This is a genomic window from Mesorhizobium sp. M0244 (assembly GCF_040321795.1).
In the GTDB taxonomy this organism is placed as follows: domain Bacteria; phylum Pseudomonadota; class Alphaproteobacteria; order Rhizobiales; family Rhizobiaceae; genus Mesorhizobium.
Map to the genome: position 1 here is coordinate 64,909 of NZ_JAMYSE010000010.1, position 21,668 is coordinate 86,576.

27 protein-coding genes and 1 pseudogene are annotated in these 21,668 nt (G+C 63.6%); 8 read left to right on the forward strand and 20 right to left on the reverse strand.

Annotation, left to right across the window (positions count from 1 at the left end; translation table 11 throughout):
• The first annotated feature begins 5 nt into the window (after positions 1-5).
• From NKJ08_RS10340 to NKJ08_RS10350, 3 genes are read left to right on the forward strand one after another with little or no spacing between them, the layout of a single operon-like run.
• Complete coding sequence (locus tag NKJ08_RS10340) at positions 6-308, forward strand: hypothetical protein (protein WP_352776452.1); 303 nt, start codon at positions 6-8, stop codon at positions 306-308.
• Positions 305-1,189, forward strand: a complete 885-nt coding sequence (locus NKJ08_RS10345; RefSeq protein ID WP_352527101.1) for a cytochrome c oxidase assembly protein — start codon at positions 305-307, stop codon at positions 1,187-1,189. The genes NKJ08_RS10340 and NKJ08_RS10345 overlap by 4 nt, the downstream gene beginning before the upstream one ends.
• On the forward strand, positions 1,170-1,739 hold the full coding sequence (locus NKJ08_RS10350; RefSeq protein WP_352527100.1) for a c-type cytochrome: 570 nt from the start codon (positions 1,170-1,172) through the stop codon (positions 1,737-1,739). Before NKJ08_RS10345 ends, NKJ08_RS10350 begins: the two co-directional genes overlap by 20 nt.
• Positions 1,740-1,819: 80 nt before the next feature.
• Here the strand turns inward: NKJ08_RS10350 and NKJ08_RS10355 are convergent, their stop codons facing one another.
• From NKJ08_RS10355 to NKJ08_RS10380, 6 genes are read right to left on the reverse strand one after another with little or no spacing between them, the layout of a single operon-like run.
• Positions 1,820-2,293, reverse strand: coding sequence for a DUF2269 family protein (locus NKJ08_RS10355; RefSeq protein ID WP_352527099.1), 474 nt, complete (start codon positions 2,291-2,293; stop codon positions 1,820-1,822).
• The gene (locus NKJ08_RS10360) at positions 2,293-3,579 is read right to left on the reverse strand and encodes an SDR family oxidoreductase (RefSeq protein ID WP_352781711.1); all 1,287 of its coding nucleotides are present in this window, start codon (positions 3,577-3,579) and stop codon (positions 2,293-2,295) included. Before NKJ08_RS10360 ends, NKJ08_RS10355 begins: the two co-directional genes overlap by 1 nt.
• Before the next feature lie 34 nt (positions 3,580-3,613).
• Complete coding sequence (locus tag NKJ08_RS10365; RefSeq protein WP_352776451.1) at positions 3,614-3,952, reverse strand: hypothetical protein; 339 nt, start codon at positions 3,950-3,952, stop codon at positions 3,614-3,616.
• Positions 3,952-4,314, reverse strand: coding sequence for a hypothetical protein (locus NKJ08_RS10370; RefSeq protein WP_352527096.1), 363 nt, complete (start codon positions 4,312-4,314; stop codon positions 3,952-3,954). The genes NKJ08_RS10365 and NKJ08_RS10370 overlap by 1 nt, the downstream gene beginning before the upstream one ends.
• Entirely contained in the window at positions 4,314-5,534 is a 1,221-nt protein-coding gene (locus NKJ08_RS10375; RefSeq protein ID WP_352527095.1) for an NRAMP family divalent metal transporter, read from the reverse strand. Before NKJ08_RS10375 ends, NKJ08_RS10370 begins: the two co-directional genes overlap by 1 nt.
• Positions 5,531-6,001: a hypothetical protein gene (locus NKJ08_RS10380; protein WP_352527094.1), complete on the reverse strand. Its 471-nt coding sequence runs from the start codon at positions 5,999-6,001 to the stop codon at positions 5,531-5,533. The genes NKJ08_RS10375 and NKJ08_RS10380 overlap by 4 nt, the downstream gene beginning before the upstream one ends.
• Before the next feature lie 145 nt (positions 6,002-6,146).
• Here NKJ08_RS10380 and NKJ08_RS10385 point away from each other — a divergent pair, with 145 nt between their 5' ends.
• Positions 6,147-6,359, forward strand: coding sequence for a DUF2934 domain-containing protein (locus NKJ08_RS10385; RefSeq protein WP_352527093.1), 213 nt, complete (start codon positions 6,147-6,149; stop codon positions 6,357-6,359).
• 390 nt (positions 6,360-6,749) lie between these two features.
• Here the strand turns inward: NKJ08_RS10385 and NKJ08_RS10390 are convergent, their stop codons facing one another.
• The 6 genes from NKJ08_RS10390 to NKJ08_RS10415 all read right to left on the reverse strand — a co-directional run bounded on the left by NKJ08_RS10390 (position 6,750) and on the right by NKJ08_RS10415 (position 12,553).
• Positions 6,750-7,520, reverse strand: coding sequence for a GntR family transcriptional regulator (locus NKJ08_RS10390; RefSeq protein ID WP_352527092.1), 771 nt, complete (start codon positions 7,518-7,520; stop codon positions 6,750-6,752).
• 112 nt (positions 7,521-7,632) lie between these two features.
• Positions 7,633-8,415 (reverse strand): SDR family NAD(P)-dependent oxidoreductase, encoded by a 783-nt coding sequence (locus NKJ08_RS10395; RefSeq protein ID WP_352527091.1) that lies wholly within the window; start codon positions 8,413-8,415, stop codon positions 7,633-7,635.
• Positions 8,416-8,511: 96 nt separating this feature from the next.
• Entirely contained in the window at positions 8,512-9,429 is a 918-nt protein-coding gene (locus NKJ08_RS10400) for a PfkB family carbohydrate kinase (protein WP_352527090.1), read from the reverse strand.
• Positions 9,426-10,625: a mannonate dehydratase gene (uxuA, locus tag NKJ08_RS10405; protein ID WP_352527089.1), complete on the reverse strand. Its 1,200-nt coding sequence runs from the start codon at positions 10,623-10,625 to the stop codon at positions 9,426-9,428. Before uxuA ends, NKJ08_RS10400 begins: the two co-directional genes overlap by 4 nt.
• A 159-nt stretch (positions 10,626-10,784) precedes the next feature.
• A complete protein-coding gene (locus tag NKJ08_RS10410; RefSeq protein ID WP_352527088.1) occupies positions 10,785-11,444 on the reverse strand; it encodes a ThuA domain-containing protein in 660 nt (219 codons plus the stop codon).
• Positions 11,445-11,455: 11 nt separating this feature from the next.
• Positions 11,456-12,553, reverse strand: coding sequence for a Gfo/Idh/MocA family protein (locus NKJ08_RS10415; RefSeq protein WP_352527087.1), 1,098 nt, complete (start codon positions 12,551-12,553; stop codon positions 11,456-11,458).
• A gap of 351 nt (positions 12,554-12,904) precedes the next feature.
• On the opposite strand from NKJ08_RS10415, the gene NKJ08_RS10420 reads away from it, so the two are divergent.
• On the forward strand, positions 12,905-13,861 hold the full coding sequence (locus tag NKJ08_RS10420; RefSeq protein WP_352527086.1) for a dihydrodipicolinate synthase family protein: 957 nt from the start codon (positions 12,905-12,907) through the stop codon (positions 13,859-13,861).
• Here the strand turns inward: NKJ08_RS10420 and NKJ08_RS10425 are convergent.
• The 6 genes from NKJ08_RS10425 to NKJ08_RS10450 all read right to left on the reverse strand — a co-directional run bounded on the left by NKJ08_RS10425 (position 13,815) and on the right by NKJ08_RS10450 (position 16,296).
• On the reverse strand, positions 13,815-14,213 hold the full coding sequence (locus tag NKJ08_RS10425; protein ID WP_352527085.1) for a DUF1801 domain-containing protein: 399 nt from the start codon (positions 14,211-14,213) through the stop codon (positions 13,815-13,817). The genes NKJ08_RS10420 and NKJ08_RS10425 overlap by 47 nt on opposite strands.
• A 92-nt stretch (positions 14,214-14,305) precedes the next feature.
• Positions 14,306-14,776, reverse strand: coding sequence for a DUF1801 domain-containing protein (locus tag NKJ08_RS10430; protein ID WP_352527084.1), 471 nt, complete (start codon positions 14,774-14,776; stop codon positions 14,306-14,308).
• 4 nt (positions 14,777-14,780) lie between these two features.
• A complete protein-coding gene (locus NKJ08_RS10435) occupies positions 14,781-15,011 on the reverse strand; it encodes a hypothetical protein (protein ID WP_352527083.1) in 231 nt (76 codons plus the stop codon).
• Positions 15,012-15,098: 87 nt separating this feature from the next.
• On the reverse strand, positions 15,099-15,491 hold the full coding sequence (locus tag NKJ08_RS10440) for a VOC family protein (RefSeq protein ID WP_352527082.1): 393 nt from the start codon (positions 15,489-15,491) through the stop codon (positions 15,099-15,101).
• Positions 15,492-15,565: 74 nt separating this feature from the next.
• Positions 15,566-15,976 (reverse strand): SRPBCC family protein, encoded by a 411-nt coding sequence (locus NKJ08_RS10445; RefSeq protein WP_352527081.1) that lies wholly within the window; start codon positions 15,974-15,976, stop codon positions 15,566-15,568.
• Positions 15,973-16,296 (reverse strand): ArsR/SmtB family transcription factor, encoded by a 324-nt coding sequence (locus tag NKJ08_RS10450; RefSeq protein ID WP_352527080.1) that lies wholly within the window; start codon positions 16,294-16,296, stop codon positions 15,973-15,975. Before NKJ08_RS10450 ends, NKJ08_RS10445 begins: the two co-directional genes overlap by 4 nt.
• 609 nt (positions 16,297-16,905) lie before the next feature.
• On the opposite strand from NKJ08_RS10450, the gene NKJ08_RS10455 reads away from it, so the two are divergent.
• The 3 genes and pseudogenes from NKJ08_RS10455 (at position 16,906) to NKJ08_RS10465 (ending at position 19,677) form a co-directional block, all read left to right on the forward strand.
• Positions 16,906-17,484, forward strand: coding sequence for a TetR/AcrR family transcriptional regulator (locus NKJ08_RS10455; RefSeq protein WP_352527079.1), 579 nt, complete (start codon positions 16,906-16,908; stop codon positions 17,482-17,484).
• 86 nt (positions 17,485-17,570) lie between these two features.
• On the forward strand, positions 17,571-18,860 hold the full coding sequence (fabF, locus tag NKJ08_RS10460; RefSeq protein WP_352776444.1) for a beta-ketoacyl-ACP synthase II: 1,290 nt from the start codon (positions 17,571-17,573) through the stop codon (positions 18,858-18,860).
• Between the two features lie 87 nt (positions 18,861-18,947).
• Positions 18,948-19,677 (forward strand): annotated as a pseudogene (locus NKJ08_RS10465) (NADPH-dependent F420 reductase).
• A 93-nt stretch (positions 19,678-19,770) separates the two neighbouring features.
• Here NKJ08_RS10465 and NKJ08_RS10470 read toward each other — a convergent pair.
• Both NKJ08_RS10470 and NKJ08_RS10475 read right to left on the reverse strand, forming a co-directional pair.
• Positions 19,771-21,027 carry an RNA polymerase sigma factor gene (locus tag NKJ08_RS10470; RefSeq protein ID WP_352776442.1) on the reverse strand — a complete coding sequence of 419 codons (1,257 nt, stop codon included), beginning with the start codon at positions 21,025-21,027 and terminating at the stop codon, positions 19,771-19,773.
• 85 nt (positions 21,028-21,112) lie between these two features.
• Complete coding sequence (locus NKJ08_RS10475; protein ID WP_352776440.1) at positions 21,113-21,505, reverse strand: YciI family protein; 393 nt, start codon at positions 21,503-21,505, stop codon at positions 21,113-21,115.
• Between the last annotated feature and the right edge of the window lie 163 nt (positions 21,506-21,668).

Sequence of the window (21,668 nt, forward strand, 5' to 3'; positions counted from 1 at the left end):
GGCTGTTGTCGGGGCCATTGGCCTGGGCGGTGTCGACGCAACTGAATTACGCGGTTGTCGAGTGGCAGTGCGCCCACGGTATTCCTGTCATACCAGTCATTGCACTGGTGCTGGCAGTGCTGGCCCTGCTTGGCGGCGCGCTGTCGTGGCGGGCGCGACAGCAAGGCGGCGCCGCCTTCAAACCGGAGCGTACGCGCGGCACCGAAGATTTCGTCGCCAATGTCAGCATTCTCAGCGCGGTGCTGTTTGCGCTGGTAATCGTCATGCAGGGCGCTGCCTCGCTCATTCTTGACGGCTGCATACGATGAGCTTCGAGGCACTCTTCTCGACCTCGATCTGCTACGGTGCCGGCGCCCCGCAGGCCGGTTGGACGCTGGCGCTGCCAATCACGCTGCCGTTGGCAGCGATCGCACTGCTTTACACGGCCGGAGCCGCTCGGTTGTGGCGGCGGAGTGCTCGCAGCCGCCCGTTGCGGCTGTGGCAAGCCCTGCTGTTCGCGGCCGGCTGGGTCATCCTGGCAGCAGCGCTGGTCAGTCCGCTCCATGCATTGGGTGAGCGCGTTTTCACCGCCCATATGATCGAACATGAGCTGCTGATGGCGGTGGCGGCGCCCTTGCTGGTCGCCTCCTGTCCGGCCGCGGCGATGATGTGGGCATTGCCGATCAAGCTGCGGCAGGCGCTGGGCACAGCCGGGCACGCCAAGATGCTGCGAGCGATTTGGGCCGCCATCAGCCGCCCTGCAGCCGCCACCGTCCTGCACGGCGTCGCGATATGGGCGTGGCACGTTCCGGCCCTGTTCGAGGCAGCGCTTGCACAGGGTGCCCTGCACTATGCGCAACATGCCAGCTTCCTCGGTAGCGGCCTGCTGTTCTGGTGGGTGCTGCTGCCGCGCCCCGGCCGCGAACAAGCCTATGGCAGCGCGGTCATGCACCTTTTCTTCACCTCGCTGCACACTGGTCTGCTCGGAGTGCTGCTGCTGGTCTCGCCAAGGCTGTGGTACCCGGAAAACGCCGCCGGCGCAGAATTGTGGAGCCTTAGTCCGCTCGAGGACCAGCAACTCGCCGGTCTGGTGATGTGGGTTCCGGCCGGCCTGATCTATGGCGGCGCGGCGTTGCTGTTGGCCGGCCTGTGGATCCGCTCCAGCGGCCGAAAGGATCGGGAGGCGTCGCATGCGCTCCACCCTGTCTAAGATGGTCATTGGTGCCGGGACGGTGATTGCCGTGTTGGCCACAGCCTGGGTGGCCTTGACATTATGGCAGAAGCATCCCGACCGGGTCGAGCATGAGGCCGACAATGCCACCAGCGGCGTTGGCGTGCGCAGCACACCGCGCTTCATGCTGTCTGGACCGGTAATCGGCGCCGGGGCAATCGTTGTGATCGTTGCAGCTTTGGCTGGGGTCACGTTGTACTCGGAGCAAAGCCGCCGAGTCGAGGACAAGGCCAACAGGGCGACCGGCGGTGTCGCCGCCCGCGCCATACCGATCATGACGGCCAATGGCTGCACCGGTTGCCATACAATAACCGGCGTCCCTGGTGCGCAAGGATTGGTCGGTCCACGCCTCGACGCCAGCCTGGCAGCTAAGGTCTATGTCGGCGGCGTATTGTCCAACAAGCCGGAAAACATGATCCGCTGGCTACGCGCCGCAAGGGAGGTCAATCCGCATACGGCGATGCCTTCGACCAGAATTTCCGAGCAGGAGGCGCGGGATATCGCGGCCTATCTCTATTCGCTGAAATGAAAGTCATTGCTCGCCGCGTCGGGACGGGAGGCGGTGCCGGACCGGAATAGCTAAACCGCGGCAGCTGCCGCCGCTTGTCTTCACCAGTCGATCGCAGGCCGCGCGATCATCAGCCAGAAAATCCCGAGCACCGCAGCGAAGGCGGGAAAGCCGAAGGCGAACCACAGCCAGAAGAGCCGATGATAGCGCGGCGGCAACGGCGCGCCTGCAGCAGCGGCTAGCGAGGCCAGCTTGCGCATCTCCATTTGCATCCAGACGACCGGAAGCCAGAACATTCCTGTGAAGATGTAGAGCGCAATCGAAAGCACGATCCAGCCCTCGGACAGCGAGTAGCCTGCCTGCCAGGCGAGCGCGGCTCCGGTCAGCGGCTGCGCCACGACGGCTGTTGCGGTGAACAGAAAGTCGGCGACGACAACGATGCGCGCCACCGCCGCAACCGTCGCCGCGTTGCCGCTCCTGTGGGCGAGCAGCATGAAGAAGGCGATGCCGGCGCCGGTGCCAAGCAGCACGGATGCGCCGATGACATGCAGAAATTTCAGCAGGAAATAGAGCATCAACGCTCCTCCAGCACTGCCAACGCCACAAAATGCAGCACCAGGATCGGCAACACTTTGAGGAACGGTCCAAGCGGTTCGTTCCACAGCTCCGGGCGCAGGAAGCTTCCCACCACTAGATAGAAGAGCGACAGCGCGATCCCGCCATAGAGGCCCTTTCGCGTCGTCGACCGCCAGGCTATGAGTGCCCCGACGGCGATGTCGGCAAGAGCGCCGGCGATCACGGTCGGCGCCGACAAAATGCCAGCCCCCGTGCTTTGCATCAGGCCGATGCCGCTGTCATAGCCGGTGGTCAGCGACACAATTCCCGTCACTATCCAGAAGAAGGGCAGGACGACGAATATCGCCGGCTTGATGAAATACAGCCGGGCAAACCATTTTTCCTGCACCGTCGCCGGATTGAGCGCGAGGAATCCCGCCAGGGTCTGCGGCCGTATGCCGGTCGAGGCGGTCCAGTCCGAGGGATCTCCGACCGCCCCTCGTGCGATCTCCCTGGCCGCGTTGGTGCGCATCGGAGGCCGCCAGCCGAACATCGCGGCAAGATCACCGAGGCGGTAGAGAAGCTTTGCAAGTATCCCGGGCAAGACAAACCTGGTTGCCGGAGCCCAGCCGAGCCATCGGCGATAGGTGCCGACGACCTCGTCCATGCTCAGCGGTTCGGGACCGACAAGTTCCAGCACAATGCGAGACGGACTGGCCGGATCGAGAAAGAAGACGACGGTAGAGACCATGTCGTCGAGTTGCACCACCTGCAGCCGGCCGGTGTCGGGCATGGACGGCAGCATCGGCAGCGAGGCGAGACCCCGAAACAATGCGCTGGCTCCAAACACCGGCCGGCCTAGCACCACGGACGGGCGAAGGATCGCCCAGTCCAGATCAAGCGCCATAAGCGCTTCATCGCCGGCTAATTTCGTCGCCGAGAACGACGAAGGCTGCGCCCGATCGACGCCTATCGCCGAGAAGTGGATCACCCGGGCAACCCCTGCCCGCGCACAGGCAAGGAAGAGCGCAGCCGCCGCATCGCGATGGACTTCGCGCGTCTTTTCGCGGGGGCTGTCCTGCAGAACGCCCGCACAATTGACGACGGCGTCGACGCCCGTCAGATGCGGCAGCCAGTCTTCGGGCTGCAGCGCCACCGTCATGTCCAGCACCAGCAACTGATAATTGCCGGCCCGGTTTGCGCCGGGGTTGCGGACCAATCCGATCACCTCATGCCCTTCGGAAAGAAGGCGTGCGACGACCGAGGCACCGATCAGGCCGGTGGCGCCGGTAACCAGAACTTTCACTGGACCGCATTCTCCGACGGCGGGAAAGTATCGTTCATTCCAGCGTATCGCCCTCGATACTCCCCTTCATACCTGAAAGTTCTTCCTTCGTGCATAACAGTCGCGGCCGCGACGGGTCGGAGATGTCGAGCTTGTCCCAGGGAATGCGGTACATGCTGTCGCGACTGCGCAGTCGAAAGATATCGAGAACCGCTATGCCGATGGCCGAAGCGGAAAGACGCTCGAATGCGGCGTAAATGCCGACATGGTACTCGGTGATCACGAGGTCGTCGCCCTCCGGTTCGGCGCGTATCTCCTCGATATGGCCGATGCTTTTGCCGCGCTGCGAAAGCACATTTCTGCCAGCCAATTGCTCAAGGTTGACAGTGGCCATCATCCGGCCCCTGGGATACGCCCAATGACATGGTCGCGCAGCCAGTCCTGCCAGTCGAGAATCGCGGTTTCGCGGACGTCGATGTCGAACTCGATGTCGACGCCGATGTCGCGCACCTTGTTCCAGGCGATGCGGTGCGGCTCGGCATGGCGCTTGCCGCCAAGCCTCGCGGCAAGCCGCGCCATCCAGCGCCCGGGCCGCTCGCCAAGCCTCCGCGCCAGCGTGATCGAGCCGAGCTCGACGGCAACGATTTTGGGCGGCTTGCCTGGCCTGAGCTCAACCACCAGCCCGTCCACCTTGCCGATTTTGACCTGCTCGCGGTCGACAACTTGCTTGTCCAGAATGTCGCGCAGCAAATCCATCACGTGCCTCCGAATATCTGCAACGGAATGGTCACGACTGCGAGCACGAAACCGAGTGCGATAATGAAGATGACCGCGGCGTTCGAGATCATGCCATTGCGGTGCTCGCCGACATACCGCTCGTCGTTCAGCAAGAAGAGGAACGGAACCACGGAGAGAGGCAGGCTGGCGGCCGTCAGTGCCATGGAAAAGATCGTGAGCCTCAGTGGATCGAGACCCAGCGCGATCGGAATGGCGGCGAGGAGCAACGAGACCGTGTAGACGGTGCTGAAGCCCGGATCGTCGCGCGGTTTCTGGTCCTCGCCCCAGGTCCAGCCAAAACCTTGCGCCACGAGGTAAGCTTGCTGCAGCCCGACTTCCAGCGCAGCACCGAAGCAGGCTATGCCAAGTGAAGCGACGAACAGGACGAACCCCCAGAAGCCGAAGATCGGGATCAGCATCAGCGGCAGTTGGTGGTAATCGTCGACCTGGTCTATGCCGTGTGCCGCAAGCACGAGCGCCGCCACGATCAACACACCGATTGCGATCGTGCCGCCAAAACTCATGCCCAAGCCGGCAATGGCCCGATTGGTCCCGAGATAACTCTTGTCCCACTGGTCCTCGATCGCTCCCGACGAATAGAACATGAACAGGTAAGGCGATATCGACGCGCCAAGAATGCTGACCGCCATGAACCAGTATTTGGCGGCGTCGTGGTCCGGCAGAGTGGGCACGGCGCCGGCCGCGACCTGCCCCCAATCGGGTCCCAGCATGACGGCGCCAACCACGAAGCATAGCGTGACGAGGCCGAGGATCGAGACGCCTTTTTCGATGAAGCCGAACGTGCCTTTCCAGAGGAACAGCCATGCCAGAAAAGCGACCGGCAGCGCCCACCATTGAAAGCCGATGCCGGTCGCGAGCTCGAGCGCAATGGCAGCGCCGCCGATCTCGGCGGACATCACCAGGAAGTTGACCAGCAAAGTCGCAAGCAAGGGCCACAGAAAGACGTTGAAGCCAAACCGTTCCCGGATCCCGTCGGCGATGGTGTGATGACTTACGGCGGCGAACCGGCCGGCCATCTCGACCAGAAAGATGATGCAGATCGTGCCCAGAACGACGGCCCAGATCAGCTGGAACCTGAACGCCGCGCCCGCCTGAGCGGCGGTTGCCATCGATCCGACCTCGAGAAAGCCACCAACGCTGGTGACGATACCCAACGATATTTCGAGCAGCTTCTTCATGGTTTCGGCGCGAAATATTTGGACTGGGACGCGTTCAGGGCCGCAGTGGCAGCCCGGAGATCCTGCTGCGCCTGTTCCACTCCCGGGCGGTTGCCGTCCTGCACTGCCGTCGCGGCGCGTGTCACCGCCGTCGAAAGCTGTCCGACTGCCGCCGTCAGACCGGCTTGCTCGCTGGCTTCAGGCGACTTGGCGGACTGGATTTGCGCACCGGCATCGGCGAGCGTCTTGCCTACCGATTGCAAGGTGCGCGACGTGTATTTCGAGGGGGCCGCCCCTGAAGCCCAGGCATCCAGCACCAGCGATGCGGTCTGTGCGGCGGAAGCCGCGGTTTTCGACTGCTGCTCGATCTGGTCGGAAGGCGAGCATGCCGTCAGCACAAACATCGTCAGCAGCAAGCACAGGCGGTCTGGTCGAAGACCGACAGCTGCAATGGCATCTACAATACGTGCTTGTAGCGTGGCTGCCACACGATTGCTCTCCCCGCACCAAGCGACTTCCGCGTGCAATTTGATCTAGAGCGCTCGGTGATCACGTCAACTAACCGCGATGACTGCCCTGGCCGCCCGGAACAAACCACCGATCGCCGGATTAGGGGATTAGGAGGCAAAGGTCATGGACAGGGAAGAGCGTATCAGGCAGCGAGCCCATGAGATCTGGGAGCGCGAAGGCCGTCCGCAAGGACGCGAGCGCGAGCATTGGGATCAGGCCGTGCAGGAGATCGAAGCTGAGGGTTCCGAGGCCGAACGCGGTCCGGTCGTGCCCGATCCAACGGTCGGGGCCGGCTCCGATCCCGAGGCGCGCGGCAGCAAGCGGCGGGGGAAATGAGGCCCAATGCCTCGTCTCGTTGCCTGGATCGTGGTCGTACTGGTCGTGCTCTTCGCCGCATGGCTGATGCTTGGGCGCGACAGAACCAGTGGCGGTCCTCAGCCCGCGCCTCATGCAATAGACCAGAATGGATAGGAGCTGACATGACGGCTAGGGAAAGCCATCCCGAACAAGACCCTGCGGAAGGATCGCGATCGACAGTGGAAAAGCAACTCCGCAAGGAGCAAGGCGGCGAGGGGCAAAAACGCGAAGCCAAGCCGGCTTCCGACAAATCCCGCAGCAAGACCAAAACGCCTTCGGAACCGCCGAAGAAAGGCTCAGGCCTGGACTGAGCCGGCTGGTTTCACGTTTTCACGTCGTCTCCTCCTCGCTCTGTCGCGCGACCGGTTGTCATTCGGGCAGACCGCCGGCAGCCGCTTCTGTCCTCTTTCCCGTCGAGCCTGGTGCCTCGAAATAATGGGGATAGCGCTCCTGGACGATTTCGAGCACGTCGAAGATGCGGCGAAGATGCGTTCGCATCGCCTCTTCCGCCGCAAGCGCGTCGGCCTGCTCGAGCGCATCGACAATCCGCCGATGTTGGCCGAGGACCACGGACATGCTGTCGAGGCGCGGGAAGGACAGGAAGCGGAAGCGGTCCATGTGCAGCTTCGCCGCACTGATGTCGGCCCAGATTCCGGGGAAGCCGGCATGGCTGGCGATGTGCTGATGGAACAGCTCGTCCGACTTGAAGAAGCGCCTGTCGTCCGCGATAGAGGCGAACGTCTCCTGGACCGCCAGTTCGCCTTTGAGCATGGCGAGCAGTTCGGCGCGGCGCGGGCTCTCGACCGCACGCTTGATCAGGCCGACTTCAAGCGATTCGCGCAGAAATTGCGATCTCTCGAGATCGGCGATCCGGAGCGGCGCCACCATGCTGCCGCGCTGCGGATAGATGTCGATCAGGCCAAGACCGGCGAGCCGGGCGAGCGCCTCCCTGACCGGCGTGCGGCTCACGCCGAGGGCTTCCGACATCGCCTTTTCGGATATCAATTCGTGCGGCTTCAGCCGGAAGGTCAGGATCTGGTCGAGCAAAACCTCGAAGGTTCTCGCCGCGACCGATACGCCGGGGCCAGATTCGAGCAGCCGTCCCTCGGTGATGGTCCGCATTCCCAAAAGCCCCGCCATCGGCAATCCCCTTAAAGACTCTCGCCAGCACTGTGGCCGTCATGACGAGGTTGGGCGAGCCATGGCGATGCGCTGGCGCTGGCCGTCCAGGCTGACATGAGACACAACGGCGTTATTCCTTGCGCGGAGAACCGCCGATGCGCGCCAGCAGGCCGCCATCGACGCGCACGACCTCGCCGGTGACGAAGGAGGCATCGTCGGACAGCAGGAAGGCAACGACGGCGGCAATCTCTTGCGGCCGGGCCGTGCGGCCGAGCGGATGCATATTGTCGAGGATGCGCAGGATCTCCTCGGGGTTGTCGTTGAGCTTGACCGCATCCCGCAGCATCGGCGTGTCGACCGCGCCCGGAGCGACGGCATTGACGCGCACGCCGAGCGGCGCATAGTCGACGGCCATCGACTTTACGAGGCCGATCAGGCCGTGCTTGGCCGTGGTATAGGCCAGAACGCCTTCCTGGCTGGCCAGGCCCTGCACCGAACTCATATGGACGATGGCGCCGCGGCTTTGGCGCAGCAGCGGCATCGCCGCGCGCGACAGCAGATAGGCAGCCTTGAGGTTAACGTTCATCACCTCGTCCCAAAGCGCCTCGTCGGTGGTTTCCACCGTTCCGTAACGCTGGATGCCGGCATTGTGGGAAAGCATGTCGAGCCCGCCGAACGCGGATCGGGCAAGCTCGACGGCGCGGCCGCAGGTCTCAGCATCGGCGGTCGAGCCAAGTATGGTGCGCACGGTCACGCCGCGCGTCGAAAGCTGCGCCGCGACCTCATCCAGCTGATCGCCCGCCCGGTCGAACAGGACCAGGTCTACGCCTTGCTCGGCCAGCCTTTCGGCGACGGCACGGCCGATACCCATGGCTGCCCCGGTGACCAGCGCGCGTTTTTTGAATTCAGCCATTTATCCTCCACGAGCGGTTGTACAGCGATTACCATGGTAGTCGATCAGCGCTACTTGACGTGCCCTTTTCCGTCGAGCCGGCAAGCGGGTTCGGCGTCATGTCGGCGATCCTTGCATGAAGGCCAGCGTTTCCGCGCGCGTCGGTGCGCCGAGACGTCCGCCAAAGCGCAGGCATTTCAGGGCGGCGGCAGCGCTGGCCACTGCTATGGCCCACTCTTCATTCCAGCCTTCGGCCAAACCCAGAGCGAAGGTGCCGTGAAACACGTCGCCCGCCGCCAGGGTGTCGACGGCTTCGACCCGTGGCGACGGCAGATGACGGACATCATTGCTGCCCGGGTGCTGGAACGCGGTGCCGTTCGCCCCATCGGTGACCGCGACGAAGGCGCCGGTCCGTTCGCCGAGAATGGCGACGGCGGAACCAGCGGAAGCCTCTGGACCGCACAGAATACGCGCCGCCGGCAGCGAAGCAACGACATGCGAGGCGAGCGGCAGTAGCCGGTCGAGCACCGGTCGCGACGCGACATCGGCGTCAAGGATCGCCGGAATGCCGCATTCGCGGGCTTTCGCCAGCGCGAGCGCGGCGGCTCCCGGCCAGCGTACGTCGACCAGGACGGCGTCGAAGCGGGAAAAATCCGCGGGCGGAAGACGGTCCGGATCGGCTTGTGTGATGGCATCATAGAAGGGCACGATCATGCGCTCGCCGACGGCGTCGACCAGGATCGTGGCAATGGCGGAGCGGCCACCTTCGACCCTGCGCACCAGCGAACAGTCGACCCGCTCCGCCTCCATCTGGGCGATGACGTCGCGGCCGACGGCATCGTTGCCGACGCTTGCCCATAGCCAGACCTGCCCGCCCTGGCGGCTGGCCGACGCGGCGGCACTTGCCGCCATGCCGGCCGCGATCTGCACGGCCTCGCTCGGCAGGAACTTGCCGGCGCCGGAGGGCAGGACGTCGAGGCGCAAGATCGTGTCGTAGGTGAGCGCGCCGACACAGAGCAGGCGGGGCGCCGTCATTGAAGTCGGTAGCCGCGCTGATGAGCAATCGCCGTCATTACGCCTCTCAGTTCGGCAAGGCCGCGAAGACGACCGATCACGGGGTAGCCGGGATGGGTGTGCCGCGTGGCGTCATCGATCAGCTCGTGGCCATGATCCGGACGAAACGGCAGCAGCGCCGCCGGCTCTCCGGCATCGCGGCGGCGTTGCTGCTCGTCGAGCAGGATCGAGACCACCGAAACCATGTCGACATCGCCGTTCAAATGCTCGGATTCCATGAAGGAGCCGTCCGGATCCTTGCTGACATTGCGCAGGTGCACGAACTTGATCTTATGCGCAAAACGCCTGGCGATGGCAGGCACGTCATTGGCCGGATTGGCGCCCAGCGACCCCGTGCACAAGGTAAGTCCACTGTTGGCCGAGGGCACGGCGTCCAGGATAAAGGCGATGTCTTCGGCATTCTTGACGATCCGGCACAGTCCGACGAGATCGCGCGGCGGGTCGTCCGGATGGATCGCCAACGTGACGCCCGCCTCTTCGGCCGCCGGCAGCACGTTTTCGAGAAAACGGACGAGATTCTCGCGCAACCGGTCGTGCGACAGGCTCGACTGCTCGGCCACCACTTCGCGCAATTCCGCTATGTCGTAGCGCTTGAAGGCACCCGGCAGGCCGGCCATGATATTGGCGAGCAGACGTTCTTTCGCCGCATCCGGCGTCGTCTCGAACCACTCGCTCGCCCGCTGGAGAACATCGGACGCATAGTCGCGCTCCGACCCTTTGCGCTGCAGCATGTAGCAGTCGAACGCGGCAAGCTCATGCATGTTCAGGCGCAGCGCCCGTCCGCCGCCCGGCAGCGGCACAGCCAAGTCGGTGCGGGTCCAATCAAGGATCAGCATGAAATTATAGCAGACCGTGCGCACACCGCAGGCGCCGAGATTGCGCAAGGTCTGCCTGAAATTGTCGTAGAGCCGGTCGAGATCGCCGCGGCCGAGCTTGATGTCCTCGTGCACGGGCACGCTCTCGACGACGCTCCATTTGAGGCCCATCACCGGATCCGCTTCGATCTGCGCCCGGCGCTGCCTGATGGCGTCGACCGGCCAGACTTCGCCGTATGGAATGTCGTGCAATGCCGTCACGATGCCGGTTGCGCCGGCCTGCCTTGCGTGGGCAAGCGTTGCCGCGTCGCTCGGCCCAAACCATCGCCACGTCTGCTCCATTCGACCTCCAGCTGCGGAATTCCCGATGACGGCCGCCGGTGTATTGGATACTACCATGGCAGTCAATCGCCTGTAGTTCGGGACCCTGTGAGTTAGCCGTCGGACGGCTTTGCTCCTTGAAAAAAGACGACGACGATACGTGGCGTTCAGATAGAAGGGCTACGCAAGGTCCGGGTTTCGGCTGGCCCAAATCGCGCCGCGCTCGAAAATCATGCGCATTTGCGGCACGGCGAACTCGTCGGCGGTGTGGCCGAGCGCGCTGTAGAAGACGCGGCCCTTGCCGTATCGGCGCTTCCAGACGACCGGCATGACGACGCCGGCGATGAAGTCGAGATGCTCGCCGGTGAAAGTCGTCGTCGCCAGCACCTCGTTGGTCGGATCGACATGCATGTAATACTGCTCTGAGCGGTAGGCGAAGCCGTCGATGCCTAGCACGACCGGATCATCGGACCTGATGACATCGACCCTGTAGTCGATGATGTTGCCGGGATGGGCGACCCACTGGCCGCCGGTCATGAACTGGTATTCCGGCTCATTGCGGAAGCTGTCGCACATGGTGCCGTGAAAGCCCGCAAAGCCGGTGCCGGCCTTGACGGCGCTGGTCAGGTTTTGCAGCTCCGGCTTTTCGATCGTCGACATGGTGATCACCGGGACAATGAGATCGAGCTTGGATATTTGCGGATCGGCGAGTGCCGAAGTCCCCTGTTCCAGCCGCACGTCGAAGCCGTTGCCGGTCAGCATCTCCTTGACGATTTCGGCGCTTCGAGCCGGGGTGTGACCTTCCCAGCCGCCCCAGAAAATCAGTGCCGTCTTGCTCATTGCATTATTCCCTATTCCAGAATTCCGAAAGGCAGGTCGGCGTGCATCGGCGCCGGACGGGCGCAGCCATATCTCAGGTCGATACGCCGCCCTCTCTCTGCTGAAGAGATGATCGATTCCATGATTTCCAGGACATGGAGGGAAAGATCGAGGCTGGCGCGGTGTTGCCTGCCGGAGACGATCGCCTGCGCCATGTCGGCGAGGCCGAGGCCCCGGTAATTGCCGTTGCCATAGGAATGGATCTGATCGGCCATCGTCCAGTCGCCCTTGCGTTGGCTGGTGCTGATGTCGCCCTGGAACTGGTTGGGATCGGAGACGATCATCGAGCCGGTGGTGCCGTAGAGCTCAATGTGATTGTGATCGTGCTTCCAGACGTCGAAGCTGGTGGTGATCGAGACCGCCGCGCCATTCTCGAATGTGAGCAGGCCGGAAATATGGGTCGGCACCTCGACCTGGATCGTTTCGCCCTGGCGCGGTCCAGAACCGATGGTACGGGTGGCATAGGATGACTTCGCCTGCCCGGTCACCGATTTTACCGGCCCCAGGAGATTGACCAGGCAGGTCAAATAGTAAGGTCCCATGTCGAGCATCGGCCCGCCGCCGGGCTGGTAGTAGAAATCCGGATTCGGATGCCAGAGCTCGTGGCCGGGCACCTGCATGAAAGCAGAGCCGGCGACAATGGTTCCAACGGTATCCTCATCGACCAGCCGCCGCGCCGTCTGGTGGGAGCCGCCAAGAAAAGTGTCGGGTGCGCAGCCGACACGCACGCCCTTTTCGCGCGCGGCCGCGACGAGCCGCTCCGCGTCGCTGAGCGTCGTTGCCAGCGGCTTCTCCGAATAGACGTGCTTGCCTTTGCCGACAGCCTGCAAGCCGACCGGCACGTGATGCTGCGGCGTCGTCAGGTTGAGCACGATCTCGACCCGGGGATCGGCCAACAGCGTGTCGACCGGCATGGCAGCCAGGCCGTAGGCCGCTGCCTTGGCCTCGGCCGCCGTCCGGTTGATATCGGCGACGCCGACAATGTCGAGCACCGGAAATTGCGGTGACGCCTTCAGATAGGCATCTGAAATGTTGCCGCAGCCAATGATGCCGACACCGATCCTCCGCATGGGCTTCTCCTCAAAAAGCGGCATTGATGGAACAGCAGAACTCGTTTGTCACCCCCCTCGACCAGACGATGTTATCCGGTGCCAGGATATACCTCGAGAGCCTCGTCGAGTGTCAGGGACGTCCGGCCCTGTTGCGCCTAGTCCGCTTCGCTTCGTAGAGTCTGGCGTCGAGCCGTTCGCACAGGCTTCAGAGCCGTCGCCCGATCACAATCGCGCGCCTATGCACGAGCGGCTTGCGTTCGGGGCCGAACGGCCGGTACTTCAGCAGCACTGCTCATGTGGCTTGCCCGGTGGGGTACAGGTCACCGGGTTTTGAGCACTGCACAGATTTTCACCGGTAGAAGGACGCCCATGATCCGCCCGCAAGGAACCATCGCTCCGATCCTGACGCCTTTCGAAAACGACGGCCGCATCGCCCGCGACCTCTGGACATCCCACGCCAAGTGGGTGCTGGATCAGGGAGCGCATTTCCTGTCGCCGTTCGGCACCACGGGCGAGGCCTTGTCCGTCTCGTTGCGCGAGCGCATGCAAGCGCTGGAGTGGCTGGTCGAGGCCGGCATTTCGCCAAGCCGGCTGATGCCCGGCACCGGTGTCACAGCACTTGCCGAGACCGTCGAACTGACCGCGCATGCGGTCGGTCTCGGCGGTGCCGGGGTGATGGTGCTGCCGTCATTCTTCTACACGGCTGTCGGTGACAACGGCCAGGCCCGCTACTACAGCGAGCTGATCGAACGGGTGGCGAACCCGGCTATGAGGATGATCCTCTACCACATCCCGCAGAATTCAGGCGTGCCGGTGAGCCCGGCGCTGACCGCCCGGTTGAGCAAAGCGTTTCCCGATGTCGTGGTGGCCTACAAGGACAGCGCCGGCGACTGGAACAACACCGCGGCGGTTATCGCGGCGGCGCCAAGGGTCGCGGTCTTCCCGAGTTCGGAAGCACAGCTGACCAAAGGCCTCGCGAACGGTGCTGCGGGGTGCATCTCGGCGACAGTCAATCTGAATGCCGCAGCGATCCGTTCCCTCTACGACGCGGCACTGGCGGGAGAGGATGTTGCCGAGGCGGACGCCGCCGTCAAAGCGTTTCGCAAAATCATCCAGGACGCCGGCCTCATCGCTGCAATGAAGGCGGTGCTGGCGGTACGGTCCGGCGACAGACGCTGGCTGAACCTGCGCGCGCCGCATGAGAATGCAACGCAAGCCAGCGGCGAAGCCTTGCTCGCCGCTCTCGGCCCGTCGGCCGACCATATCGGCCGGGATCCGACTATCGGGCCGCGTTCAGGGCTGCAGCGGCGCGTATCAGCGTCTTGAACGCGTCCTCATCTATTTCCTCGCCCTCGCGGATATCGATGGCGCGCCTGGTGTTGCCTTCGAGGCTGGAGTTGAACAGGCCGGAAGGGTCCTCCAGCGCGGCGCCCTTGGCGAAGGTCAACTTCACGACGTTCTTGTAGGTCTCACCGGTGCAGATTATTCCGGCGTGCGACCATACGGGAACGCCTCGCCACTTCCACTCCTCGACCACTTCGGGGTCGGCCTGCTTGATCAGAGCGCGGACATGGGAAAGCGTTTTGCCTCGCCAATCGCCTAGCTCGTTGATTCTGGCATCGATCAGCTGAGAGGGAGAGTTGCCTGCATTTCCTTCCATCGAGCCACTTTTCATCATTATTGTCGCTTTCCCTAGGGTTGTTGCCGCTCGCCCGTCACTTGAATACCGCCAGTCGGCACCGGGTTTGCGGGGATGACTGGCATTCCCACTCACATTCGCTCGCCTGGCAATTGGCTGGCTTGCCTCACCCAAGCGGCGAGCTGAGCTTCGTCGAGCTGGTCGTCCTCGTGGATGTCGAGGTAGCGCACTTCCTTGTGCTTGGACTCGCCGGGAGGGACAGGACGCAGCGACGTGCCGCGGAAGAAAGCCAGCTTGATGTACTTTGTGAAGCAATGGAAGTTGAGGAACCAGCCTTGGCCCTCTACGCCATAGAAGGGCGAGTTCCATTTGACGGCCTTGCGGACGTTGGGCACGTTCCGCACGATGAGCGCGTCGAGGCGGCGCCCGACGTCGCGTTTCCAGCCCGGCATGGCCGCGATATAGGCCTGCACCGGAGCGTCGCCGTCGGCCTTCGCGATCTGAGGGTTGCCGCCTGCGAGGAGGGCCGGCTTGGCAGCGGCAGGCTTGGCGGCGGGCTTCTTTGCGACCGCCGATGGCTTTATGGACGTCTTGTTGGCCATGCGTTCACTCCAATGCGCCGGTGCCTCCTGCGCTGCGCCACTTGGGCGCGTAAGGCAGCACGAACATGTACAGACCGGTGAGCAGGAGCAAGCCGAGCGGGAACAGCGGCAAGAAGTACACCCAATTGGCGGGTTCCTTGCCTACTCCCAAGCTGATGAAGATGGCGGCGACGACCGCCGCAAAGATAATCGACAGCCAGCGATGGATCTGCCGAACCCATTTGTTCCAATTCATTGAGATCTCCTGTGAAGACGAGCCGAAGCGGATCGGGCGGCCCGTTTGGCGGCTCTCGCCGGGCAGCCACGCCACCGAACGTGTGCCCTACCAGCGCGCCAGCTGGGTGATTTGAATGAGATTGCCGCAGCTGTCGTTCAGCTGGGCAATCGTCGAGCCGGTTACCTCGGTCGGCGGCATGGTGAACTCGGCGCCACGCGCTTTGATGCGCTCGTCGTCGCCCTTGATGTCGTCGGTGAAGAACATGACCGCTGGCTGGCCCTGCTGGAAAATGGCTTGCTGGTAGGCCTTGGCTGCCGGGTTGTCGTTGAGCGCGAGTTGCAGCTCGGTCCCGTCCGGCTCGTCGGGCGATGCGACGGTCAGCCAGCGAAACGGTCCATTGCTGAAATCGGCCTTCTTGGTAAAGCCAAGCATTTCGGTGTAGAAGCCCAGCGCCTTCTCCTGGTCGTCCACGTACACTTTGGTCAACTTGATCTTCATTGGCTTGCCTCCATTGTCGCCTCATGACGTGCCGCTCTGGAACAGAGCCCTTGCTTGAATAGCGCCGGCGGACCTCAGTCGGTTCGCGCCAGAACCTCCTCCAAACTGTCAAAGAATCTCGGCCAGCCAACTTTGGCGCCCCGGAAGTAAGGCTGCTGATCCGGCCGGAAGCCCGACTGCTCCATGCGCAAGCGGGCTCCGGCGCTTGTAGGAGTGAGCGTCCAGGAGACGACACTCTTGAGATCCTTGGTATCCCACGTGTAAGTCAGCGTTCTGTTCGGCTCGACCGTCTGGACCTGACATTCGACAGAGCCCCAGTCTGCGTGAAGATTGAAACGGTGGTCCGCGACAGGCTTGAAGTCGTTTTTCATTAGCCACTCCTCGATCAGGTGTGGTTGCGTGAGCGCGCGCCAGATCTTCTCGGGCGGATAAGCGATTTCCCGTTCGACGACGACGGAGAGCGTTTCGGTCGACGTTTGGTTCACTGGTCCATCCTTTTGAGCAGGTCTTCGAGGTCATCGAACCGGCTCTGCCAGAACCCGGTCATCTGGCTTGTCCAGTCGATCAGGGGGGCAAGCGCAGCGAGCTGCGCGCTGTAATGGGTCTGCCGTCCTGCATGGCGGTCGCGCACCAGCCCGGCCTGCCTCAAAACCCCGAGATGCTTCGACACGGCCGGTTGCGAGATCCCGGCGCGAGCCGTCAGAGCCCCGACCGTCTGCTCTCCTTCGCGACACAGCCGCTCAAAAATAGCGCGCCGAGTCGGATCGGCAAGCGTTCTGAAGAGCACATCGTGAGCGTTTGGCATTGGGATCGATAACCCTTCGGCTATTGATCGATGCATAACCACCGGGATATGTGTGAGTCAAGCCAATTCGTCAGGGTAGCGTGGCCGATCTGGACAGGCCGGCGTCTGCCCAGACGTTTTCTCGGCTAAGCAAAGCCTGGTCGCGCCCTACCCGGATCACACCAACCAGTCCGCCCATCAAGGGTGAGAACAGCGGCTACGGCGAGGCCAATGCGAGGAGCCGATTCCAGCGAAACGAGCGAGAAAAGCATCGTCATGATGACAGCGCCCGTCGTCTGCCCAACAAGGCGGGCCGTGCCCTGCATGCCGCCAGCGGCGCCACTCCCCTCGCGTGGCGCCAAAATGAACATGTTCCGGTTATTGGCAGCCTGAAAGAACCCAAGACCCAGCCCGCTCAGCATGGTGAACGGCACGATTGGCAGAAGATTGCCTTGCAGCGGCCACATACATGCGAGCGCGAGCCCGGCGGCATACACTGCCTGCCGCACATATCCATGCCGTCGAACCAGCCTGACGATCGGAACTTGCTGCGTCGGGTGCGCCAAATAGATTGCAATCGAACACTATATGTAATAGATGTCGATCGCAATCTAATTGTGGAGGTCGACGATGCGCGTCAGTCGCATTCAGGCAGAGGAAAACCGGCAGACGGTGATCAATGTGGCGAGCCGCCTTTTTCGGGAGCACGGCTTTGACGGTGTCGGCCTTAAGGACCTGATGAAGGGTGCCGGCCTGACTCAGGGCGCGTTTTACAAGCAGTTCGCGTCAAAGGACGACTTGGCGGCGCAGGCGTCCGGGCGGGCGCTTGAGAGCGCCTCCCGGCGATGGTCAGCCGCGGTCGCAGCCAATCCGCAGGACCCGCTTGGCGCGGTGATCGCGTTCTACCTCAGCATGGAGCATCGCGCAGAAAGGATGGACGGCTGCCCGATCGTTGCGCTCGGCTCAGATGCTGCCCGGCAGGGCGTCGATGTGAAGGCGTCATTCGAAGCCGGGATCAAGGCGCATCTCGAAATCCTCGGCCGTTTGATCGGCGAGACGAACGGCGAGGAGCGCAAGGGTAAGGCCTTGGCCATTCTCGCGACGATGGTCGGTGTGCTGACGCTATCGCGCTCCGTCAACGACCCGGACCTCGCCCGGGCCTTTCTGGATGCGGCAAGCGAACAGGTTCACGCAGCCGTCGTCGCCTGAAAGGAAACGCAACGTCGCCGCGTGCAAGTGTCCGCACAGCCACGGCGTGGGCCGCTGGCGGCGCACCCAAATTGCTAGGAGAATAGATGCGACGGATTGTTGTTACAGGCATGGGAGCGGTCACGCCCCTTGCTGCAGAGGTCGAAGCGTCCTGGTCGCGTCTCCTGGCCGGTCGCTCGGGCATCCGAAGGCTTCCGGACGATGTGGCGGGAGACCTGCCGGCGAAGGTCGGCGGAATGGTTCCCTCCTTGGAAGACGACCCCAAAGCTGGTTTCGATCCGAATACCGCCTTTGCGCCGAAGGACCAGCGCAAGGTGGACCGCTTCATTCTCTTCGCGCTGGCGGCGGCACAAGAGGCGCTTGCTCAGGCGAGATGGGCACCCATCTCGGAAGCGGATCGCTTGCGCACAGCCACGATCATCGCCTCGGGCATCGGAGGATTCCCCGCCATAACCGCGGCAGTGCGAACGGTCGATCAGCGCGGCGTCCGCCGTCTATCGCCCTTTACGGTGCCATCCTTCCTGGTGAACCTCGCGGCGGGCCACATCTCGATTCGCTACGGCTTCAAAGGTCCGCTCGGCGCACCGGTGACCGCGTGCGCTGCCGGCATCCAGGCGATCGGCGATGCGGCTCGTCTTATCCGCGCCGGTGAAGCCGATATCGCCGTGTGCGGCGGAACGGAAGCATGCATCAATACCGTCAGCCTCGGCGGTTTTGCTGCGGCTCGTTCGCTTTCGACCTCCTTTAATCACCGTCCGGAGCAGGCCTCTCGCCCATTCGATACGTCGCGGGACGGCTTTGTCATGGGCGAAGGAGCCGGCATCCTGGTCGTCGAGGCATTGAGCCATGCGCTTGCGCGCGGCGCCAAACCGCTCGCCGAGCTCGTCGGCTACGGCACGACGGCGGACGCTCATCACGCCACATCCAGTCCCGAGGACGGCGACGGTGCGCGCCGAGCCATGGAGATCGCGATTGCCCAAGCCGGCATTTCGGCGCGTGAGGTTCGCCACCTCAATGCGCACGCGACCTCCACGGCAGTCGGTGATCTGGGAGAAATCGAGGCGATCAGAAGGCTCTTCGGCGCAGATTTCACCATAGCTGTCAGCGGAACAAAGTCGGCGACCGGACACCTGCTTGGCGCCGCCGGCGGACTTGGGGCCATCTTCACGATCCTGGCGCTCAGGGACCAGGTGGCGCCCCCGACGCTCAATCTGAGAGTTCCCGACCCGGCGGGCGACGGCATCGACTTCGTCGCAAACCAGGCGCGGCCGATGGCGATGGACTACGCGATCTGCAATGGCTTCGGCTTCGGAGGAGTCAACGCCAGCGCGTTGTTCCGGTGCTGGACGGACAAGCTGGCCGGGGCGAGCGCATAGCAGGAGCTGTGAGCGCGTTCGGGAGGTAGCAATTGTGGCGCTGCGCGGACAAGGCAGGCGCTCTCACTTTTCACGAAAGGACATCTAATGAAGATCGGAATCCTCGGCGCGGGAGCCATCGGCGCCACTTTGGCACGGAAGCTTGCCGCCAGCGGCCACGAGGTCAGGCTCGCCAATTCGAAGGGGCCCGACACCATTCGCGACCTTGCCCGCGACGCAGGAGCTAGGGCTGTGTCGAGGGACGAAGCCGTGCAGGGCGTGGAGGTGATCGTTGTTTCGATCCCGTTCGCGAATTATCCCGATCTCGCCAGCCTCTTCAACGAGGTGTCCGCCCACGTCGTCGTGATCGACACCTCTAACTATTACCCGTTCCGTGACGGCGTGGTCGCCGAGGTCGATGGCGGCAAGCCTGAAAGCGTCTGGGTGAGTGGGCAGATCGGTCGTCCCGTCATCAAGGCATGGAACGCCGTGCTGGCTGCAACGCTGGCCGAGAGAACCGGCCGGGGCATCTCGGCGTATCGCAATTCCGGTTGCCGGTGACGACCCGAGGGCCAAGGCCACTGCCATGGAGCTGGTCGAGGCCACCGGCTTTGACGCGCTAGACTCTGGGAGTCTCAGTGAGTCCTGGCGTCAGCAGCCGGGCACCCCGGCCTATTGCACGGAACTGACGACGAACGAGTTGAAATCGGCGCTGCAGTCGGCCGACCGGTCTCGTGCGCCTGGCAATCGCGACGCACTACTCAAGGAATTCATGGCGGCCGGCGGCAAGCTGACCCACGATGAAACCGTCGCCCGCAACCGGGCGGTGACCGCGTGAGGCCTCGACCAATCCCCGCGGCCACAGCGCCCGCTACATCCACCGTGGGGAAGCCCAGCCCGGGCCGCGCTTCAGACACAGAGATCGACGCTGTCAACCACAAGCGTCTGCGCGGGCGAGGAGAAAGGCCGCTTCCCGCACATTGCGGGTGAGCTTGGCCGCAGCCTCGAATTCGGCGCGGGCCTCGGCCAGTCGGCCCGCCCGAAATAGAAAGTCGCCCCTCGCCGCCGGCAATGGCGCGTAGTTGCGCAGGGCGGCGGCGTCGGCAATCTCGTCTACCAGCCGCAGGCCCGCTTCAGGCCCGAAGGCCATGCTGTGGGCGACCGCTCGATTGAGATCGACCACCGGCGAGGGCATCACTGCTCGCAGCCGGTCGTAGAGCGCTGCGATGCGGGGCCAGTCGGTATCGGCCGGACTGCGCGCGCGCGCATGGCAGGCTGCAAGCGCGGCTTGCAACGCATAGGGGCCATCGCCCCCGAGAGCTTCGGCGCGGGCCAGCGCGTCAAGGCCTCGGCGGATCAGCAGCTGGTCCCAGCGTGCGCGATTCTGCTCGGTCAGCGTTACGAGGGCGCCGTCCGGCCCGATGCGTGCCGACAGGCGCGATGCCTGGATTTCCATCAGAGCGAGCAGACCGAACACCTCGGCATCCTCGGGCATCAGCCCCGCCAGCATGCGGCCCAGCCGTTGCGCCTCCAGGCACAGGCCCGGCCGGACAAGGTCGTCGCCCGCCGTGGCAGCATAGCCTTCATTGAAGATGAGGTAGATAACCTCCAGCACCGAGGAGAGACGCGCCGCACGCTCGGCGCCGCGCGGCACCTCGAAGCTCAGTCCGGCCTTTCCGATCGTCCTCTTCGCGCGGACGATGCGCTGGGCGATGGTCACCTCGCTCGACAGGAAAGCACGGGCGATCTCGTCAGTCGTCAGACCGCCGATGACACGCAGCGTGAGCGCCGCACGCGCGTCGGCCGAAAGTACGGGGTGGCAGGCTGTGAAGATGAGGCCCAGCAGCTCGTCGCCAAGATCATCGTTAGTGGCCACTTCGATCACCTCGGCAGAGTCGTCGCACTCGCCGTCCAGCTCACGCGCGATCTCTTCATGCTTGCGCTCATGCATCTTGTCGCGACGGATCGCGTCGATGGCGCGGCGTTTGGCGACCGTCATCAGCCAAGCGCCGGGATTGGCCGGAACGCCGGTCCTGGACCATTCGGACAGGGCTATGACCAGGGCGTCCTGCACCAGTTCCTCTGCAAGGTCGACATTGCGCACGAAGCGAACCAGGCCCGCGATGAGCCTGGCCCGTTCAATGCGAAAAATCGCTTCGATCGCCTGATGCGTCTCGCCTGCAGTCATGCTGTCTTGTTGGCCAAAGCCATGAGGGAGGCAAGCAGATTGCGGCCGACAGTCTCAGTTGCCGCTGCGCTTCTCGCGCATCCGGTCATGGATTTCCGTGACCTCCGGCGTCAGGTTCCCATTGCCAATCAGCCATCTCGTACAGCGGCCGGATTTCGATCTCGCTTGGTCCCGGCATGGGATTGGGGCAGCGCTTCACCCAGGCAACTGCCTCGTCCATGTTCTTGACTTCCCAGAGCCAAAAGCCGGCGACCAGCTCGCGGGTCTCGGCGAAAGGCCCGTCGATGACGGTACGGCGGGGACCATCGAACGCAACGCGCTTGCCCTGCGAGGAGGGCTTGAGGCCGTCGGCGTCGAGCAAGATGCCAGCTTTGCGCAGCTCATCGTTGAATCTGCCCATCGCCTCCATCGCCTCCTTCGCCTCGGGCGTGGGAAGAAAGCCCTTTTCGCTGTCCTCGGTAGCCTTCACCAGCACCATCACACGCATCGTCTGTCTCCTTGTTTGAGCCGGCCTCATCGGCCTGGCATCGGAACGACGAACGGAGTTTTAGGAAATCGACATCGTCCTGCAATTTTTTTCGACGGTTGCGGCGCAGGGCGCCAATGCCGGGTCCAGGTCAGGGGTCGCGATGGCGCGATAT

Bases quoted from the DNA above. Each gene is read 5' to 3' on its own strand.
- NKJ08_RS10350 (WP_352527100.1), top strand. From the start codon at position 1,170: ATGCGCTCCACCCTGTCTAAGATGGTCATTGGTGCCGGGACGGTGATT.
- NKJ08_RS10415 (WP_352527087.1), bottom strand. From the start codon at position 12,553: ATGCGGAGGATCGGTGTCGGCATCATTGGCTGCGGCAACATTTCAGAT.
- NKJ08_RS10400 (WP_352527090.1), bottom strand. From the start codon at position 9,429: ATGACGGCGCCCCGCCTGCTCTGTGTCGGCGCGCTCACCTACGACACG.
- NKJ08_RS10410 (WP_352527088.1), bottom strand. From the start codon at position 11,444: ATGAGCAAGACGGCACTGATTTTCTGGGGCGGCTGGGAAGGTCACACC.
- NKJ08_RS10440 (WP_352527082.1), bottom strand. From the start codon at position 15,491: ATGAAGATCAAGTTGACCAAAGTGTACGTGGACGACCAGGAGAAGGCG.
- NKJ08_RS10345 (WP_352527101.1), top strand. From the start codon at position 305: ATGAGCTTCGAGGCACTCTTCTCGACCTCGATCTGCTACGGTGCCGGC.
- NKJ08_RS10375 (WP_352527095.1), bottom strand. From the start codon at position 5,534: ATGAAGAAGCTGCTCGAAATATCGTTGGGTATCGTCACCAGCGTTGGT.
- NKJ08_RS10355 (WP_352527099.1), bottom strand. From the start codon at position 2,293: ATGCTCTATTTCCTGCTGAAATTTCTGCATGTCATCGGCGCATCCGTG.
- NKJ08_RS10430 (WP_352527084.1), bottom strand. From the start codon at position 14,776: ATGGCCAACAAGACGTCCATAAAGCCATCGGCGGTCGCAAAGAAGCCC.
- NKJ08_RS10435 (WP_352527083.1), bottom strand. From the start codon at position 15,011: ATGAATTGGAACAAATGGGTTCGGCAGATCCATCGCTGGCTGTCGATT.
- NKJ08_RS10395 (WP_352527091.1), bottom strand. From the start codon at position 8,415: ATGGCTGAATTCAAAAAACGCGCGCTGGTCACCGGGGCAGCCATGGGT.
- NKJ08_RS10385 (WP_352527093.1), top strand. From the start codon at position 6,147: ATGGACAGGGAAGAGCGTATCAGGCAGCGAGCCCATGAGATCTGGGAG.
- NKJ08_RS10365 (WP_352776451.1), bottom strand. From the start codon at position 3,952: ATGGCCACTGTCAACCTTGAGCAATTGGCTGGCAGAAATGTGCTTTCG.
- NKJ08_RS10370 (WP_352527096.1), bottom strand. From the start codon at position 4,314: ATGGATTTGCTGCGCGACATTCTGGACAAGCAAGTTGTCGACCGCGAG.
- NKJ08_RS10450 (WP_352527080.1), bottom strand. From the start codon at position 16,296: ATGCCAAACGCTCACGATGTGCTCTTCAGAACGCTTGCCGATCCGACT.
- NKJ08_RS10390 (WP_352527092.1), bottom strand. From the start codon at position 7,520: ATGGCGGGGCTTTTGGGAATGCGGACCATCACCGAGGGACGGCTGCTC.
- NKJ08_RS10425 (WP_352527085.1), bottom strand. From the start codon at position 14,213: ATGATGAAAAGTGGCTCGATGGAAGGAAATGCAGGCAACTCTCCCTCT.
- NKJ08_RS10475 (WP_352776440.1), bottom strand. From the start codon at position 21,505: ATGGTGCTGGTGAAGGCTACCGAGGACAGCGAAAAGGGCTTTCTTCCC.
- fabF (WP_352776444.1), top strand. From the start codon at position 17,571: ATGCGACGGATTGTTGTTACAGGCATGGGAGCGGTCACGCCCCTTGCT.
- uxuA (WP_352527089.1), bottom strand. From the start codon at position 10,625: ATGGAGCAGACGTGGCGATGGTTTGGGCCGAGCGACGCGGCAACGCTT.
- NKJ08_RS10455 (WP_352527079.1), top strand. From the start codon at position 16,906: ATGCGCGTCAGTCGCATTCAGGCAGAGGAAAACCGGCAGACGGTGATC.
- NKJ08_RS10470 (WP_352776442.1), bottom strand. From the start codon at position 21,027: ATGACTGCAGGCGAGACGCATCAGGCGATCGAAGCGATTTTTCGCATT.
- NKJ08_RS10420 (WP_352527086.1), top strand. From the start codon at position 12,905: ATGATCCGCCCGCAAGGAACCATCGCTCCGATCCTGACGCCTTTCGAA.